General features: G+C 38.4%; 20 protein-coding genes and 2 pseudogenes. 19 read left to right on the top strand and 3 right to left on the bottom strand.

From position 1 onward, the window contains the following. Positions 1 to 22 precede the first annotated feature (22 nt). The 3 genes and pseudogenes from eutJ (at position 23) to IEX94_RS19710 (ending at position 2,216) form a co-directional block, all read left to right on the top strand. Complete coding sequence (gene eutJ / locus IEX94_RS08795) at positions 23 to 877, top strand: ethanolamine utilization protein EutJ (protein ID WP_156856954.1); 855 nt, start codon at positions 23 to 25, stop codon at positions 875 to 877. Beyond that, positions 861 to 1,367: pseudogene (locus IEX94_RS20000) on the top strand (flavoprotein); the annotation flags it as partial. The gene eutJ and the pseudogene IEX94_RS20000, both read left to right, overlap by 17 nt. Before the next feature lie 267 nt (positions 1,368 to 1,634). Beyond that, positions 1,635 to 2,216 carry a cob(I)yrinic acid a,c-diamide adenosyltransferase gene (locus IEX94_RS19710; protein ID WP_229782647.1) on the top strand — a complete coding sequence of 194 codons (582 nt, stop codon included), beginning with the start codon at positions 1,635 to 1,637 and terminating at the stop codon, positions 2,214 to 2,216. 217 nt (positions 2,217 to 2,433) lie between these two features. Here IEX94_RS19710 and IEX94_RS08785 read toward each other — a convergent pair whose 3' ends face one another. Next, complete coding sequence (locus IEX94_RS08785) at positions 2,434 to 2,712, bottom strand: hypothetical protein (protein WP_188856865.1); 279 nt, start codon at positions 2,710 to 2,712, stop codon at positions 2,434 to 2,436. A 165-nt stretch (positions 2,713 to 2,877) separates the two neighbouring features. Here IEX94_RS08785 and IEX94_RS08780 point away from each other — a divergent pair, with 165 nt between their 5' ends. The 9 genes and pseudogenes from IEX94_RS08780 (at position 2,878) to IEX94_RS08745 (ending at position 7,054) form a co-directional block, all read left to right on the top strand. Next, entirely contained in the window at positions 2,878 to 3,096 is a 219-nt protein-coding gene (locus IEX94_RS08780) for a DUF7986 domain-containing protein (RefSeq protein ID WP_188856864.1), read from the top strand. Next, a pseudogene (locus IEX94_RS20410) lies at positions 3,096 to 3,349 on the top strand (DUF7986 domain-containing protein). Before IEX94_RS08780 ends, IEX94_RS20410 begins: the two are co-directional and overlap by 1 nt. A 577-nt stretch (positions 3,350 to 3,926) precedes the next feature. Continuing rightward, positions 3,927 to 4,205 (top strand): CD3324 family protein, encoded by a 279-nt coding sequence (locus tag IEX94_RS08775; RefSeq protein WP_156856958.1) that lies wholly within the window; start codon positions 3,927 to 3,929, stop codon positions 4,203 to 4,205. Positions 4,206 to 4,631: 426 nt separating this feature from the next. Beyond that, complete coding sequence (locus IEX94_RS08770; RefSeq protein WP_156856959.1) at positions 4,632 to 4,784, top strand: hypothetical protein; 153 nt, start codon at positions 4,632 to 4,634, stop codon at positions 4,782 to 4,784. A gap of 299 nt (positions 4,785 to 5,083) precedes the next feature. Continuing rightward, positions 5,084 to 5,293, top strand: a complete 210-nt coding sequence (locus IEX94_RS08765) for a spore coat protein (protein WP_188856863.1) — start codon at positions 5,084 to 5,086, stop codon at positions 5,291 to 5,293. 121 nt (positions 5,294 to 5,414) lie between these two features. Further along, on the top strand, positions 5,415 to 5,978 hold the full coding sequence (locus tag IEX94_RS08760) for a spore coat protein (protein ID WP_229782636.1): 564 nt from the start codon (positions 5,415 to 5,417) through the stop codon (positions 5,976 to 5,978). 20 nt (positions 5,979 to 5,998) lie between these two features. Then, a complete protein-coding gene (locus IEX94_RS08755; protein WP_188856862.1) occupies positions 5,999 to 6,433 on the top strand; it encodes a spore coat protein in 435 nt (144 codons plus the stop codon). 32 nt (positions 6,434 to 6,465) lie between these two features. Further along, complete coding sequence (locus IEX94_RS08750) at positions 6,466 to 6,828, top strand: DUF2642 domain-containing protein (RefSeq protein ID WP_156856963.1); 363 nt, start codon at positions 6,466 to 6,468, stop codon at positions 6,826 to 6,828. Between the two features lie 16 nt (positions 6,829 to 6,844). Then, complete coding sequence (locus IEX94_RS08745) at positions 6,845 to 7,054, top strand: hypothetical protein (RefSeq protein WP_188856861.1); 210 nt, start codon at positions 6,845 to 6,847, stop codon at positions 7,052 to 7,054. Positions 7,055 to 7,244: 190 nt separating this feature from the next. Here the strand turns inward: IEX94_RS08745 and IEX94_RS08740 are convergent, their stop codons facing one another. Further along, positions 7,245 to 8,180 carry a Gfo/Idh/MocA family protein gene (locus IEX94_RS08740; protein ID WP_188856860.1) on the bottom strand — a complete coding sequence of 312 codons (936 nt, stop codon included), beginning with the start codon at positions 8,178 to 8,180 and terminating at the stop codon, positions 7,245 to 7,247. 136 nt (positions 8,181 to 8,316) lie between these two features. Between IEX94_RS08740 and IEX94_RS08735 the strand changes: the two genes are divergently transcribed. Genes IEX94_RS08735 through IEX94_RS08720 form a run of 4 tightly spaced genes read left to right on the top strand, consistent with a single transcriptional unit; the run spans position 8,317 to position 12,233 of the window. Next, positions 8,317 to 9,243 carry a glycosyltransferase family protein gene (locus IEX94_RS08735; protein WP_156856966.1) on the top strand — a complete coding sequence of 309 codons (927 nt, stop codon included), beginning with the start codon at positions 8,317 to 8,319 and terminating at the stop codon, positions 9,241 to 9,243. Between the two features lie 18 nt (positions 9,244 to 9,261). Next, entirely contained in the window at positions 9,262 to 9,942 is a 681-nt protein-coding gene (locus tag IEX94_RS08730) for an acyltransferase (protein WP_188856859.1), read from the top strand. 37 nt (positions 9,943 to 9,979) lie between these two features. Further along, positions 9,980 to 11,206, top strand: coding sequence for a glycosyltransferase (locus IEX94_RS08725; protein WP_188856858.1), 1,227 nt, complete (start codon positions 9,980 to 9,982; stop codon positions 11,204 to 11,206). A gap of 22 nt (positions 11,207 to 11,228) precedes the next feature. After that, entirely contained in the window at positions 11,229 to 12,233 is a 1,005-nt protein-coding gene (locus IEX94_RS08720; RefSeq protein WP_188856857.1) for a glycosyltransferase family protein, read from the top strand. 42 nt (positions 12,234 to 12,275) lie between these two features. Here the strand turns inward: IEX94_RS08720 and wecB are convergent, their stop codons facing one another. Further along, positions 12,276 to 13,349 (bottom strand): non-hydrolyzing UDP-N-acetylglucosamine 2-epimerase, encoded by a 1,074-nt coding sequence (wecB, locus tag IEX94_RS08715; RefSeq protein WP_229782635.1) that lies wholly within the window; start codon positions 13,347 to 13,349, stop codon positions 12,276 to 12,278. Positions 13,350 to 13,437: 88 nt separating this feature from the next. Between wecB and IEX94_RS08710 the strand changes: the two genes are divergently transcribed. The 3 genes from IEX94_RS08710 to IEX94_RS08700 all read left to right on the top strand — a co-directional run bounded on the left by IEX94_RS08710 (position 13,438) and on the right by IEX94_RS08700 (position 17,211). Further along, positions 13,438 to 14,655 carry a glycosyltransferase gene (locus IEX94_RS08710; protein ID WP_188856856.1) on the top strand — a complete coding sequence of 406 codons (1,218 nt, stop codon included), beginning with the start codon at positions 13,438 to 13,440 and terminating at the stop codon, positions 14,653 to 14,655. Positions 14,656 to 14,759: 104 nt separating this feature from the next. Next, a complete protein-coding gene (locus tag IEX94_RS08705) occupies positions 14,760 to 16,112 on the top strand; it encodes a nucleotide sugar dehydrogenase (RefSeq protein ID WP_188856855.1) in 1,353 nt (450 codons plus the stop codon). Next, positions 16,075 to 17,211: a DegT/DnrJ/EryC1/StrS family aminotransferase gene (locus tag IEX94_RS08700; protein ID WP_229782634.1), complete on the top strand. Its 1,137-nt coding sequence runs from the start codon at positions 16,075 to 16,077 to the stop codon at positions 17,209 to 17,211. Before IEX94_RS08705 ends, IEX94_RS08700 begins: the two co-directional genes overlap by 38 nt. Positions 17,212 to 17,225: the final 14 nt, after the last annotated feature.

The following is a 17,225-nucleotide window of genomic DNA, read 5'->3' as shown; positions in this document are numbered from 1 at the left end:
TAGGAATGGAAGGTTGATACGTTTGTCAGTATCTATTAGGGAAATTAATCACTATGTTAACACCTTTGCTAAAGTTATCAACAAAGAGAAGGTCCCGGTCTATTCTGGCAATGTTAAAGTTGGCGTAGATTTGGGGACCGCCAATATTGCAATTTCCGTTATTACCGAAGAAAATCAGCCTTTAGCCGGAGCATTATATCCAGCCTCTGTTGTTAAAGATGGAATTGTTGTTGATTTTTTGCAAGCTGTGGATATTGTAGAGAAAATGAAACGGGATATGGAAGAATTATTAGGGTTTCCTCTAACGAAAGCTTCGACGGCAATCCCGCCACGGGTAGACAAAGGGAGTCGAAAAGTGATAACGAACGTACTTGAATCAGCACTATTTGAAGTGACGGACGTCCTAGAAGAAACGAATGCGGCAGCCGCTGTTTTAAGGATAACTGATGGTGCTGTCGTTGATGTAGGTGGCGGAACAACAGGGATTAGTATATTAAAAAATAATAAAGTGATTTACTCAGCGGATGAACCGACAGGCGGAACACATATGAGTCTAGTCTTAGCTGGTGCTAAAAAAATACCATTTGAGGAAGCGGAAAAGATGAAAAAAGATAAGACTAAGGAAAAGGAGGTTTTCCCTATTATCAAGCCAGTCGTTGAAAAGATGGCTGCCATTATTAAAAGGCATTTACAAGGGTTTGATGATGTGGAAACGATTTATGTCGTTGGCGGAGCAAGTTGCTTTAGTGAATTTACAAAAGTTTTCCAGAAGTATATTGGAATTGAGATCGTAAAGCCGGAGCATCCGTTACTTATCACACCACTAGGAATCGCGCTTAAAGGTGGTTTAAATAAGGGGGATGAACGTGGAAGCTAACCATACAGTCAGCCATGTTGATAAAGAGAAGAAGACAGCTCTTATAGTATTTACGGGCGGAGCTGTAGGCTTTAAAGAATCAATCGTTCAATTAAAAAAAATGCATCAGGCTAATTGGAAGCTAAAGGTAGCATTGTCTATAAGTGCAGAATATATTTATTCAATCGATGATTTAAAAAAAGAATTAGATATAGAAGAGATCTATCTCGAAAGTGAAAATATGGGATTGAGTCCGTTATATGAAGGCGTTCCAATTATTATTATGCCCACGTTGACCGCTAATACAGTGGCAAAGATAGCGAATGGAATCACGGATAATATGACGACTAATCTCATCTCCCATGCCCTAATGTACAATATTCCTGTAGTTGCCGCGAGGGAAGCTAGTGATTTATCCTTGCAGGATCAAGCAGGAATAGCATCCACTGCCTATAAAGAGCTATCTGCAGCGCATTTAGCGACCATTGAAAGATTCGGAATTCAGCTTGTTAAAGCAACCGAATTATATCAAGCTGTCGAGGAAAATGTGGTACGAGCCCATTCAAAAGATTCAATTGCGCAAAATGTTTTTTCAAAAAACTTATTGAGCCGTGCAGATATACTGAAATATAAAGGAATGGTTGGGGAGTTGAAAGTTGCGAGAAATACTATCGTTACCCCATTAGCACAAGAAGCAGCAAAAGATTTAGGCATAAATATTGTAAGAATTGATCAGCAAACACGAAATCAATCGACTGACGAAACAAAAGACTTTGAAATGAAGATTTATACGCGGACAGGTGATAAAGGAAAGACATCATTAATTGGTGGACGTGTATTTAAGGATGATATCCGTGTCGAAGCCTATGGAACGATTGATGAATTAAATGGATTTGTAGGCAAGGCGATAACCGAACTTAGCAAAGATCAGTTCTCGGATATTATAGATGACTTAGAGAAAATTCAGCACGAACTTTTTGATTGTGGCGGTGACATCGCTAGTGTCGTTAAAGAAAGAAAGAATAAATTAACAGAGGAAACGGTTAATTATTTGGAAGAAAAGATTGACAAGTATTCAGAAGAAACCCCGGAAATAGAACGGTTTATATTACCGGGCGGCTCGAAGGCTTCCGCAACAATTCATATTGCAAGAACTGTAGCGAGACGAGCGGAACGACTGATTGTAGCATTAATGAAAGAGGAAAATGCTCCCCCACCTACAGTGTTACAATATTTAAATCGATTATCGGATTACTTTTTTGTGGCAGCAAGGCTTGTTAACTTTAGGTTGAATATTCCCGATGTGGAATATATTCGGAGTGCAAAGGTATTTCATTTGACCCCAGACTCGAATAAATAAACCAGTTGCCGGAAGTATCGCTTAAGGCAATGAAAAATCTTGCGCTATTCTTGATTGCATGAAAATGCACCTTGCAAATTGGTATTTTTGGTTGTTCAGGCACTTCCACTTTACCATATTTCGCTAAAGGTGCATCTTTATTATTTGGCAGATAAGAAAGTATAAATCCATTCTTACTGCCAAGTTTTTTAATAAAGGACTTAATGGTAGAATGAGATTACAAGTCTATATTCATATCTTTCGCTAGAGCAGCCTGCAATTTTACTCCGCAAGCACTGCTACAAACCGCAAACATACCATCTGTACCTGCCTTCTTCGCCTCCGAATCAGCTGTCGTTACAACCATTGAAACATTTCTATCAAGTGATTGTAGATAGACTGGAATGATTTCTCCTTCATGCTCTGAAAAATCCATCCCTTTTGTAAACTTAATATTAACGGCAGATAATGGTTGATCAGCAGAAATTTTCTTCATGCACCAACCGCAAGTAAACATGTTATCCCTCCAAACTGAATGAAGTATTTAATTTATTACATCACAACTTCAATTTTGCCCGTACTTAGAAATTTCTTTGTAAGTTGGGGCTGTGTTAGAAAACTCTTTATCATATATTAAAGGGGATTACAGCATGCAGCAACAATAAGGATAGGGTGAATACAAATGTCTCTATTGGAAGCTTATAAAAAATATAGAAATAATAGAAGTGCAGTTTCTGAATATATGGAACAATTTGAAGCAGAAAATAATATTGAGAAAGAGCTATTATCTGCAATGGTAAAATCCGATACAGCACTTTATCATGTGATGGAGCGCAATCCGGAAAAGGGGACCGTTCTTTTAAAGGACGTTACAAGGAATCCTATGATATTATTACATTAGTGGATATAGAGTTCAGTAAGTCTATACCGCTAAATGTTCTTATATTCACGCGGCTCATAGAGTTAAATGGATTTTGTATGTCTTCGGGTCTCGTCTTTGTTTTTAAAGAAGAGCATCTACAATTTTTACTGAAAAGAAGTAAAAAATGATGAAGAAGGTAAATAGCGGGGATGAATCGATCGACCGGTTTATTGCTTATTTTTACCTTAATCGTTCAGATGGCCAAGACATTTATTTTAAACATATCGATTAATATTTTACGTTTAGTATTAGTTAACTACTTTCTGGAAACGAACTCCACTTTTAAATTTCTTAAAGAAAGGTTTCTTAATCGATAGGATATTATATCATTTAGTTATGCCCTGTTCTAGTTAATTTCAAACCGTCAAATACCAATTAATGGAGTATGATCGGTTTTTTTGACTTAAACTATGAGCTTTCTTCTCGGAAATAAGTCGTGGGATAGCAGGGAAAAATCAATTATAATCATTCTTACCCTTGTAACCGAACCTGGAAAATGAGTAAATAAAGGTGTCGGACCGACAGACTCTTTCGGGAAGGAGGCTGATAACTTTGATTACAGTTAGTGAGGTGGTTTCCGCTTAGCGGGAATCACCAGCATGGGACCGCCTGAGCGCGGTCCTTAATTATTTAAAGTGAATTTTGGGAAAATTAACACCTTTCCATCGTCTAGAAAATCAATTATAATCAAAGGTAAGTAATTAAAAGAAACAGGTCATAAATTTAAAAAGAAAGGAGTAGGATGAAAATGGACTATTTAACAAAGAGCGGTTATTTAGATTTCTACGTTTTCAAGGAGGAAGTTAAACATGCAGTACAAAAATGCAAAAGAGGTGCTTCCCCCTAGTCTGCTTAAAGAAATGCAGAAGTATATCCAGGGGGATTTAATTTATATCCCGAAAGCAAAAAAAGAGCGGGCAGCTTGGGGAGAAGTAAGCGGATCAAGAGAATTGATCGCGAAACGAAATGAAGAGATATTCCAGTTATACAATGAGGGAAAATCATTTGAAGAATTAGAGAAGAAATTTCATTTATCCTTTGATACGATTCGAAAAATCATTTATAAAATGCGAAACAATTATAAATAAATAATGACGGCGCGAAGTTCTATTCAGGAACTTCGCGCTTTCTTTTATTGGAAGAGCCCTGGGGAAGTTTGATTATAACCATTCTGTCGCTTGTTCCCCCGAACGTTTTCGTGCATTAATAAGAGTATAGCAATTGATAATTCTGAAAGGAGGTAGTGAGAATGTTTATAAAAATAATTGAGGTGGCTCTATTCTAGTCATTACCAAATTTCAGATACATGCCGAAAAACAAGCAGCCTTCCTCATATTCAGGTAAATGATAAAGTGAAACTCATTCAGTGGGGTTTCCGTACCTCCCCACTGAATGTTAGTTGAACAGAATCAGGTATTTACGGACTGTATAACCCCCACCTTAACATATGGTTTTCCCTCTTGTTTAGGCGGGGTATTACAGACCGTTAATGCGTGATTAAGGGAGGAACAATCGTGCATATTGATATTGCTGTATATAAATGTATGGTCGATGAACGACTGGAAAAAGTAAAAGACGAAACGTATGGAAAGAAATGTTATGATGAGCAAACAAGAAATACGCAATTTAAATTGAAATTAATCATGATGTTGAACGTATTATTATAGAGAGAAAAAAAGAGCCACTATCTGCTACGGATAGTGGCTTTAAAAATATAGAAAGGGTTGTGGAAAAAGAATTATAAACATGGACACTGTTTGGGCAGCGTTCAGGAAGGATCGCCCCTTCCTTACTATATAACATGCATTTGCAATATTTTTGCTAGAGACAATGGTGCAGTTCTGCTTAAATGTATGATTGTACATGAGCAAGTTACCCTTCCTGTAAACATATAGACAACAGCATAGTCAGCTAACCGATTGATCTCATAGTCTAATATAGACATGTGAACAGGAGGGTGAGTTATATGAGTGAATCATCAAAACAGCCGCCATTAAATGAAAAGCTGGTGGAAGTGATGGTCCAGACCATATTGAGGAAAAATGGTGTGAAGCCTGACGAAGTGAAGAATAATATACCAGAAGAGCAGAAAAAGATGATTAGAGAAATGGTGGAAGACCTAAAGAAACAGGTTGCAGATTTCCAACAAAATCAAGCAAAAGATAAAAGTGATTAAATAGTGAAAGCACCTGCTGTGGGTGCTTTCGCTATTTTTATGAGACGTAGTGAATCTGTACAATCTTCTAGAGGAAAAAACCATAACAATATTATATAGCCAATAAGAAAGGAGTGTCAAAATGACGATTTATAGACATTCGGAATATGATTACGATGTAAGCAGGGGAAAAGGAGATAGATATTCCTACTTTATGGAAGAACCTTTAAAAAGCTGTAGCTGTGGCCATAGCTGTAGTGGCAAATGTTCTAACGAATCTAGCAAAAGCCCATCCCATAAATCAACAGAATCCGATTTCACAAGTGATAACAATGCGTTTGTACTGCAAGAGGGTACCGAATTATCTTTTATGGATCAGGAATCAGCAGAGCTAATTTGGGTGAAAGAATCGTGTAATATCACCGTAAGTTCAACAGATACGCAAATTGGGGTATCCCTGCAAGCTGCTTTACAGCTCGCCATTGCACTTGTTTTAAATATCTCGATTGCTGATGGCACACAACGTGATGCAGTGTCTCAAGAGTTGACTCAACATTTTAATATGGCGCAGAGAAATAAGCAAAAAATCTTTATCTATAATACGAAAGATGCGGTTGTAACGACTAGAGATACAGACCTAGCGCTTAATCTCCAGTTAATGCTTCAAGTACTTGTTGCCTTAGTGCTATTAGTTGAAATTCTATAAAATGAAAAGAGGTGGATTTGATGTCGAAAGTGAAAGAATGGAGAGCATTAGACCATTGCGATGATAAAAGAAATAGGTCACAGGCTATCGTAGAGCAAGATGCGAATCAAAAAAATATTACGAAGCAACAATCAGAAGAATGGATTATTATTAAAGACTCAGAATATGTCGAGGTAGAGACAACGGACACACAAGCCGCAGCATCTTTACAAATTGGGATTGAGGCGGCACTTGCGGTTGTACTCCGTTTAGCCATTGCGGATGGTGGCAAAGTGGAAGATATTTTGCAAGACTTTAACCAAATTACCAGAACGAGACAAAGCAACCGTCAGAAGACAATCGTGGAAAAATCGAAAGATGTCAATATCACGACAATTGATACGGATATTGCAATTAACCTGCAATTACTCATTCAACTGCTTATTGCTGTTATCGTTTCGCTGGAAATCCTTTAATGCTAAATCTTGAAAGAAAGGAGTGAATCATCTTGCCGTCACTAACGAATAGACAAAGAAATTTGTTGAACTTAATTAATCAACTATCACAAAACACAAGCACCGTCATTGAGAGTAAAACCGGTCTTGGAATAGATTTTCCGTCGGTGGACTTCAATATTGATTTTGGAGGAGTGTCTACGTCACCTTCTACTGGAAAACCACCGGCAGGAAATGTTCCAACAACAATGAGAGAATTATTAATGACTCTAGTGAACGAACAAGTGGAGGTTACAACTCCATTTGGAACGGTTTCGGGATTATTGCTTGCTGTTAAAGACGACTATATTGTGCTTGTTGAAAGTGGGTCACAAGTTTTGGTCCGAATAGAAGCAATTGAACTGGTCAGTGAATGATAAAGGAGGGTTTGACATGTTTGAAGCAACTTTTGCTGCTGAAATGGCTAAACGAATCGGATCAACTGTTGAGGTTGGGACTGACAATAATTTAATTGAAGGAATTTTATCCACTGTTACTGTCGATTTGGTACTAGTTATCGAAGTTGATAATGGTTACGATAATCTCAAGCAGTATGTATCCGTTGATGCAATCAATTACACACGCTTTCCCGCTGCAGCTTAATTAACTAGTCTAGTCTGTTCTGTTCCAATTCAAAACAGCCCTGCCTTAATTAGACAGGGCTGTTTCATTTAGATTCAAAACTCAACTTGCGCACATTTGAATAAAAACGATATGTTCCAGAATGCGAAAGCTGAGTACAAAATAAATAAAAGGTAAGAATTGAACATATAGATAATTGGTGTTGTAGAATTTAAGCTGGATGAATCGATTCGCTGATTTTAATTGTAAGCTCCATGATTCGTTTCCCTTGTTTTCCTGAAACAGCAGGTGGTTTATCAAATTTTATGCAATGAAGGAATTCTATTAATTGGATGTCTAATGGCTGAACACTATTATCGATTGTAATCGTTTTTGTTAAAGGAACTGCAATTTTCTTTGAGAAAGGTGTGGATGTTCTTGTTACGCGTATCGTTCTGTTCAGCAAATCAGCTTCAATCAAGGCCTCTTTTGTAAACACTTGAATTGTCCGAACTTTTCTTTTTGATTTAAAACTGGCAATCAGCTCTACAGTTACTCCTTGCGTCGATTTAAGAATTACAGCCGCGTGTTTCGTTGAATGATCGATAATATTTCCTAAAGCATGGAATTCCACTATTTTTTGCTTCAGAAGTTCATCTAGAATATAAAGATCATGAATCATCAGGTCTTTTACGACGTCAATATCTTTTAGTCTTGCATTGTACGGATTCAATCTGAAAAATGAGATACCGATAATCTCTTCATTTTCCAGTTCCTGTTTCAGGATTGGAATGAGTGGATTGAATAGTTCAATATGTCCCACTTGCAGCTTCACTCCAGCCTTTTTCGCTTTTTGTATTAAATCATCAGCTTCTGCTACAGTGCTTGTAATCGGCTTTTCAATCAACAGATGCGTCTTATTTCTGATGCATGCTAGACCGATTTCATAATGATAATCCGTTGGGACAGCAATACTTACCGCGTCTACACTTTGGAGAAGTTCATCCACGGATAGAAATTGTTTCACTTTATATTTTTCAGCAATTTCTCTGCTTCTATCTTCATCGTTATCAAATATACCGACTAGCTGACAATGATCTTGTAATGCTAGATATGTTTTCACATGATATTCTCCCATTTTACCAGTTCCAATCACACCGACTTTCATAGATAAATCTCCTCACTATTTAATTTCAATGATTACTGTCATTCTATGCAAGAGACTCGAAACGAGATAGACTGCCATAATGAAAATCTAAATTTGGCTCTTGTCTACGAGATAATAGAAAGGGGTTTATAGATCGATGCGGCATGTCTTATTTATTGGGGAAGATACTTCCCGGTTTATCAATAGAAACTTTTATTATTTGGAACAAGAACTGGCAAGGATTGTCCGCCTTACCGTTTGGAGGAAGTCCGGCAATATTGATTATATTTTAAATAGGCTGGAGACAAAGCCGGATTTTATTTTAATACTGAATGATATGGGACACCAATTGTTCCCAATGATTAAAGGACTAAGGAATTGCAGTATACCGACAGGATTATTTGTGACAGATGTCCATCGCCTTGTTAAAATACGAGAAAATTATATCAATAAAAATAAAATTGACTACCTCTTTACAATCGGATGGGAGAAATCCGTCCAAACATATCCACAGTTTAAACATAAACTAGAATGGTTCCCTCACTTTGTTCATCCTGGAATATATAAAGACTATTTTTTAGAAAAAGACATAGATTTCCTAATGATAGGTGCCGTTAATAAGACTTATCCACTACGTGAGAAAATAGTAAATGCTTATTCCAAAGATCCACGGTTCATCTGCTATCATCATCCAGGATATCGTGACTTCACTAGGGAAGAGGAGAAAGATAAACGGGTTGGTGTACATTATGCCAAGGAATTGAACCGCACGAAGATCTTCTTCACCTGTCCTTCGATCTATAATTACCCTGTGATGAAATATTATGAAGCCTTAGCATGTAAAACGCTCCTACTAGCACCAACGTTCAATGAACTGGAAAGCTTAGGATTTATCCCAGGTAAACATTTCGTCGCAATTGATGAAAGTAATTTTAAAGAAAAAGCAGACTATTATTTGGCGAATGAGAAGGAAAGACAGCGGATTACCGAACAGGGTCATCAATTCATTCAGGAGAACCATACGGTGAGGATTCGGGCCAAGCAACTTATGGAGAAAATTGAATGTATTCTAGAAAGCGAGTAGCGGAAAGGAGGATTCTAGTTGTCAAGTATACCTAAAAGTACCCATTTAGGTCATCACGTCGTAATCGAAGACGGAGTTTCTATCGGTGAGAATGTTGTGATTGGCCATCATACTGTTATTTTACAAGGAACACAAATTGGGGAGCATGTCACGATTGGTAGTAATTGTGTCGTTGGCATTCAACCGGCGGCAAATGAGAAAATGCGAAAAGAATCACCTACAGAGCGTAATTTGATTATTGGAGCAGGTACGAAAATCGGGCATCTTGTTTCAATTTATGCCGGCAGTACAATCGGGAGAAATGTCTTTATTGGGGATCACGCAAGCATTAGAGAAAATGTCCACATTGAAGAAGCCTCGGTCATAGGTAGAGCCGCGATTATTGAATTGAACACGACGATTGGGAAGAACTGCACGATTCAAACCCAAGCCTATGTGACAGGTGATACAACTCTTGAGGATAATGTTTTCATCGGTCCTTGTGTTTCCATGTCCAATGATAAATACATGGGAGCACAAGCATACACTTTGAAGGGACCGTGTATTAAACAAGGAGCAAAGATTGGTAATAATGCCTCTTTGTTGCCAGGTATAACGATTGGCTCGAATACAATTGTTGGAGCAGGTGCTGTCGTAACGAAAGACGTTGATACAAATATAATTGTTGCAGGGGTACCAGCTAAAGAAATCGATGCCTGAATCTACTAGCCTCTTCTTAAAGGAAAGGAGAATCGAGATGTCCAAAAAGGTTTGTATGGTTGTTGCCTATCATCCGTTTTTGGATGCAAGGATATTTAAAAAGGAAGCCAAAAGTCTACAAAAGATGGGGTACGACGTCTCGATGATTGTACCTAGGAAAAATGGTAATTTATTTGATATTGATGGCACACCTTTTAAAAAAAGCTTTAGAAGTAACGTGTTCATCCATGAAGGGATAAAAATAGTCACTTATCACGCTGAAAAAACGAGAAAATCATTGAATAAAGTGTTAAGTAGTGAAGATGTTTGGGAAACGGAAGGCTTCAATAATCCGCTAACAAATTTGGCGATGGCAGAAGATGCGGATATTTATCATACCCATGAATATTTATCGCTCTTTGCCGGAATTGGTATTAAACGGCGGATGCAGAAGGAGAAGGAAAAGAAGGTAAAATTAATTTACGACAGTCATGAGCTGACACCTGATCCGCTTCATCCGAGAACGTCTGAAGAAAAAAGGAAAAACTTAGAAGATAAGCTGTTCATCATGTTGAAAGAAGTCGATTACTTGATTACCGTTTCCGATTCAATCAAGGATTGGTATATAGCACGAATGCCGGATTTACCGATTGAGGTGATTTATAATTCACCTCCACTTATCAAAGACGTTGAGCTAAAAGCTTATGAAGGAAGTCAGTTAACAGTTGGTTATGAAGGAAATATTACACATCATAAAGGCAATCAGGAAAAGATTTTCGGAATTTCAGAAATATGTTCTCAGAAACTAGACTTTCAATTTAAGATTATTGGTGGCAGCCAGTTTGGAACTCCACTTAAAATCCCGAAGCATCTTACAACAATCATCAAGCAAACGGGCTGGGTGGATTACCATTCGATTCCGAAGCATATGCAAGCTATTGATATCGGTTGGATTGATTTGGAAGAGGTGCATTATTCGCTTAATAGTGATTATGCGCTACCGAATAAATTTTTCAGTTATCTGAATAACGGGGTTCCGGTAGTCGTAAATAAATGTCAGGAGATGGAAAATTTCATCCGAAAGCATAAATGCGGTTATGTGATCCAAAAGCAGCAAGCGGACGCAAAAGATTTTGCGAACGCATTTCTTTATCTCAAGCGAAATCCGGAAAAATTAGAGAAGATGAGTAAGAATGGAAGGAAAGTAATGGAGGAAATTTATTCATGGGAGGAAATGGAGAAACGGTTGGCCGGTGTTTATGCAAAACTTTTACCAACTCCGTAACGGTAGAATCGAGGTGAGATAGATGCGCGTGTTGCATATTCCGGAGGGCGGCTTACCAATGATCAATCTATGTCGCTCATTGCGTCTGCAAGGCATTGACGCGACGGCATGCCATTTTTATGCGAATCGTTACCAGTTTGAATCGGATATTTGCTTAAATTTACAGGATATTCCAAAACACAAACGATTGGAAAAGATTCAAAATTTTTTTAAGAAAGCTATCGAGGATTATGATGTTTTTCATTTTCATTTTGGCGGCACATTCTTTCCTGATAAGCGTGATTTAGAGACGCTTCATAAAGCGGGAAAGAAGATGGTCGTCCACCACAGGGGATCGGATGCCCGTATCCTTTCTGTTGCAAAGGAGAAAAATCCGTATGTGCGTGTGAAAAATGAATGGACAGAAGAAAGAATTAGAGAGAATTTGACGAAGCTTTCATCGTATGTTGATCATGCGATCGCGCTTGATTATGAAATAGAAACCTATGTAAAAGATTATTATAAGCATACACATGTTATTCCCCACATTATTGATATCCATAAGCTAAAGCCGAATTACCCTACTATTAAACAAAACCCTCTTGTCGTCCACGCCCCGACCAAACGGAATTTAAAGGGAACAGAGTTTGTACTGGATGCTGTTCAGAAGTTGAAGAATGAAGGTATGTCTTTTGAATTTAAGCTAATTGAAGGCCTGAATCATGCGGAAACGATGAAGCTTTTAACTGAAGCGGATCTTGTGATAGATCAATTACGAATTGGAGCAGCGGGATACCTTACCACAGAAGCGATGGCATTAGGAAAACCGGTTATTTGCTATATAAGGGAAGATCTTGTAAGTAAATATCCGGAAGAATTTCCAGTTGTGAATGCTAATCCAGCTAATATTGCTGATGTACTGAAAGATTTGCTTCATACTCCGGCACAATGGAAAGCATTAGGTGTCCAAGGCAGGGCTTACGTGAAAAAATATCACAGTGCGACCAATGTCATTCATCAATATATCGATGTTTACAAGAAATTATAACTCAAAAGAGGTGAACTTGCTGGTCACCTCTTCCATTATTCTTTAAAATTCTTTGAGAAGTATATTAGCGATTTTGTAGGCAGCTCCGGCACGATAAAGAGATTGATTTGCTGTTGGTCGCTGTATATTTTGAATAGTATCGATTATTGTTTGGGAGTCGGCACCAGCTAGTTTGTTCCAGCCGGATTCCACTGTTTCCAGCCATTCCGTTTCCTCACGAAGGGTGACGCACGGTACTTGAAGCATGCAAGCTTCTTTCTGCAAGCCTCCTGAGTCCGTGAGAATAATATCTGCCTTTGCAGCCAATGCGAGCATACCAAAATAATCCAAAGGATCAACGAGTTTAATATTGGGAGAGCGGACGAGATCATCCAATTGATATTCCATAATTTTACTTTTTGTTCGTGGGTGCAAGGGGAGGACGACAACTTTATCCAACTGCTGGAAGGCCCGGAATATTGCTTTTAAACGGGTAGGGTCATCTGTGTTCTCTGCTCGGTGGACTGTTGCTAAATAATAGTCCTTTTCCTTAAGTTTTAAATTATCCAATAAGAAAGAGTGCTTTGTTGCAAAAGGTTTAAAATGTGTAATCGTATCATACATGATATCTCCCGTTCGATAGACACCTTGCTTAATTCCTTCTTTATTTAAATTTTCCACAGCATAATCCGTTGGACAAAATAAATAATCAGATAAATGATCGGTAATGATTCGATTCATTTCTTCGGGCATTTTTTTATTAAAACTGCGAAGACCAGCTTCGATATGAGCAATGGGAATATGGAGTTTCGCTGCAGCGAGACTTCCGGCTACAGTAGAGTTTGTATCCCCATACACAATTACTACGTCCGGTTTTACAGACATCATTAACTTTTCTAATTTCAGCAACATGTTGGCAGTTTGTTCACCATGGGTCCCAGAGCCGACAGCTAAATTATAATCCGCTTCAGCAATATCCAACTGCTTAAAGAAAACATCAGACATATTATAGTCATAATGCTGTCCCGTGTGAACGATAATCTCTTTGATGTGAGGATAGCTTTTAAAAGCTTTAGACAACATACATGCTTTAATAAACTGGGGCCTTGCACCTACAATCGTCAATGCTTTCATCATCTACTTTCCTTTCTCAAGCAATTTCTATATTTTATTCTTTAAGTTTTTAGTTGTTCAGGAGTTCGTGCAGTTAGGAGTGAGAATTATCGTGAAACATGTATGTATATTAGTATCGGAGCATCCTTTTTTAGATGCGAGAATCTTTAAGAAGGAAGCTAAAAGTCTCGTAAAAGCGGGATTTCAAGTGACGATGATTGTACCTCGTAGGAATGGTTATTTATTCGATGTGGACGGTACACTGTTTAAGGAGCATTTCAGGGAAGAACAATTCTCTCATGAAGGCATCAAAATCCTAACATATGAGGAAATCCACCATGAAAAACAGTTAAAAAAACTTTATACTACGATTAAAAAAAATAAAGACATTCTCTATACAGATCGATTCATTCAATTGGCGATTGCTCAGCAGGCTGATATTTATCATGCACATGAATTTTACTCTCTGTATACTGGTGTTCAAGTAAAACGGGCACTCTCATCTCAGGGAAAGCAAAGCAAATTAATATATGATAGCCATGAAGTCGATCCAGACCCGCTCTTGAAACAAGCAAGTCGGACAGAACAAATTAAGCGCGACATGTTAAAGCTGATGTTAAATGAAACAGACACGATAATAACTGTTTCCGAATCGATTAAACGGGATTTCCATTCACTGGACGCAGCCTTATCAGTAGAAGTTATTTACAACACACCTCCACTTAGTAATGGTTATCATCCAGGACAAGGGAAGAATGAGCAGCTCGTTCTCGTGTATGAAGGCGTCATGAATGGAAAAAGAGGCAGCTTCCATAAGTTAATGAAGATAACAGAATTATGTAATGAACAGTTCCCGCTCAAAGTCATTCTGATTGGTGGAAATAAAAAATCAGAGAACCCTCTTTTAATCCCATCTCACCTAGAGGATAAGATTATCCAAACTGGCTGGGTCGATTATGAGGAGATACCAGAAAAGATGAAAGGAGCAGATTTGGGTTGGGTGGATTTGGATGCGAAAGGGTCTTTGAACAATCGATATGCAATGCCGAATAAATTCTTCAGCTATTTAAATAATGGCCTACCGGTAGTTGTGAATCAATGTGACGATATGAAAGAATTTATTCGGAAATATAATTGCGGTTATGTCGTTAAAGGGCGTGAAGCAACCGCGGAAGATTATGCTAAAGGTTTGCTCGATCTTAACTTCAACCGAAAGCAAATTCATGCAATGAGTCTTCAAGCGAGAAAGGTGATGGAAGAGAGATTCAGTTGGGCAAAAATGGAAAAGCGGCTTCTATCTATTTATGATGAGCTTAACGAAGGTGGATGAATGATGAGGATAAACCAGATTCTATTTTTCTAATCATACGTACAATCAATGAAACAATATAAGACATAAAGTATCACATACTAATGAAGAAATGAGGGAATGGTATGGCAGACTATTCTAGTTTACCTACCGATTCAGTAGCTGTAATCGGGCTTGGTAAAATCGGACTGACATTAGCAGCAGTGTTTGCGAATAATGGGTTTAATGTGCATGGTGCTGATATTAATGAAGATGTTGTATCATCGATCAATCAAGGGATTTCCCATATTAAAAATGAGCCAGGTTTAGAAAAATTAGTTTCCGAAGCTCATAATAGTAAAACGTTGTCTGCAACGAAGCGGACCGCAGAGGCCGTTCAACAATCGAATATCATAATTGTCATTGTCCCTGTTCTCATTGATGATGATAATCGTATAGACTATCGGTTCATTGATCAAGCGGTGCTGGACATAGCGAAAGGATTAAAGAAAGGCTCTCTTATCATATTTGAAACAACACTTGCACCGGGCGATACGCGCAATAGATTTGGTACGAAAATAGAAGAAGTTTCAGGTTTGAAAATGGGGGAAGATTTTCATCTTGCCTACAGTCCGGAAAGAGTTTACTCGAATCGAATCATCCGCGATCTACAGAGCTATCCTAAAATCGTTGGCGGGTTGGATGAAAGAAGTCTCACATTAGCAAAACAATTTTATACGAAGTCTCTAGGTTGTGAGCTGATAGATGTAAGTACACTCGAAACAGCCGAATTTTCCAAAGTAGCAGAATGCGTTTACCGGGACGTCAACATTGCCCTCGCGAATGAATTGGCTATGTTTGCGGATGAGAAAAATGTTGATATCAATGAAGTGATTACAGTAAGTAATAGTCAGCCTTATTCGCATATTCATCACCCCGGAATTGGCGTTGGCGGTCATTGTATTCCAATCTATCCTTACTTTTTCATCAATAAAGGCTTAACTAGTGGGCTAACCCCCTTAGCGAGAACGATTAATGATCAAATGGCTGACTATTCCTTAGCGAAGATGGAAGAAGAGTTAGGGACTTTCCAGGATAAAAATATCCTTATCCTCGGGCTTTCTTACCGGGAAAATGTGAAAGAGCCTACAAAGTCTACGGCGCTCATGCTCATTGATAAGCTTAAGCGAGCAAAGGCAAATATCCTTGTGCATGATCCTCAGTTTACAACAAGTGAAATAGAACGTTATGCTGTCCTCCCTCTACAGTTGAGTGATTCGGTGATTGAAGAAATAGATGCCATCATTATTCAAGCCTTCCATAAGGAATATGAGAATCTTGATTTTGCAGCGTTCACCAATTGCAAGCTCGTTTTGGACGGTCGGAATAAAGTAAAGGAAGAGGAAATAAAGAAATTAAATATGACGTATATCGGAATCGGAAATGGACGGGGGGATTCCAATGAAGGAAGAAATAATGCAGCCGATTCCAATGGTTGATTTACAGGCAGAATTGAATTTATTACGTACCCCTATTCTTGAAATAATGACAGAAGTGTTGGATAGTGGGAATTATGTACTTGGGGAAAAAGGGGAGATGTTCGAGAAATTAGCCGCGGACTACGTAGGAGCAAACTATGCCCTCGGGGTAGCGAATGGAACGGATGCATTAGTCTTGGCGTTGAAAGCATTAAATATTGGCCCAAAAGATGAAGTAATTACAACTCCATTTACTTTTTTCGCCACAGCTGAGGCAATTGCTGAAGTTGGGGCATCTCCTGTGTTTGTTGATATTGAAGCAGATACCTACAATTTGGATCCCGCCCAAATTGAAGCAGCTATTACCCCGAAAACAAAAGCAATCATAGTTGTCCATTTATACGGTAGGGCTGCAAATATGAAGGAGATCATGTTCCTAGCTGAAAAATATAATTTACGTGTGATTGAAGATGCTTGCCAGGCAATTGGCACGGAGTTTGAGGGAAAACGAGTTGGTGCCATTGGAGACATCGGCTGCTTTTCATTTTTCCCGTCTAAAAATCTAGGAGCTCTCGGGGATGCGGGCCTTGTCACGACGAATAAAAAAACACTCTACGAAACAATGCTCAAACTCCGCAATCATGGGAGCGATAAAAAATATCATCATTCTTTAATTGGTATGAACAGCAGATTGGATGAGATGCAAGCAGCTATTTTACTCGTCAAATTATATTATTTAGATATTTTCTTGGATAAGAGGAAGGAAGTCGCGAGAAGATATACTAAAAACTTACCCGGCTTTTTATTGAAGCCAAACGTTCCGAGTGGTCGCGAGCATACCTTCCATCAATATTGTATCGAACTGGATAACCGGGATAAATTGGCGGCTGAATTGGCAAGAAACCATATTGCTTCAGCGGTTTACTATCCAGTCCCCTTACATTTACAAGAAGCTTTCCGTTATTTGAATTATAAAAAAGGAGCGTTCCCGGTTGCGGAACAAGCAGCAAATCGCATATTGGCCCTACCAATTTATCCGATGATGACCTCCCAGCAGCAGGGATTAATTATTTCAACGATCAATCGGTTTTTTGAAGGCAAAGGCAATGAAGAAAAATGATTTTTAACATAACA

Origin of the sequence: Oceanobacillus indicireducens, from assembly GCF_014647195.1 — a bacterium.
In the GTDB taxonomy this organism is placed as follows: domain Bacteria; phylum Bacillota; class Bacilli; order Bacillales; family Amphibacillaceae; genus Oceanobacillus; species Oceanobacillus indicireducens.
The sequence above is the reverse complement of the archived record's forward strand: the minus strand, read 5'-3'. Positions and strand labels throughout refer to the sequence as shown.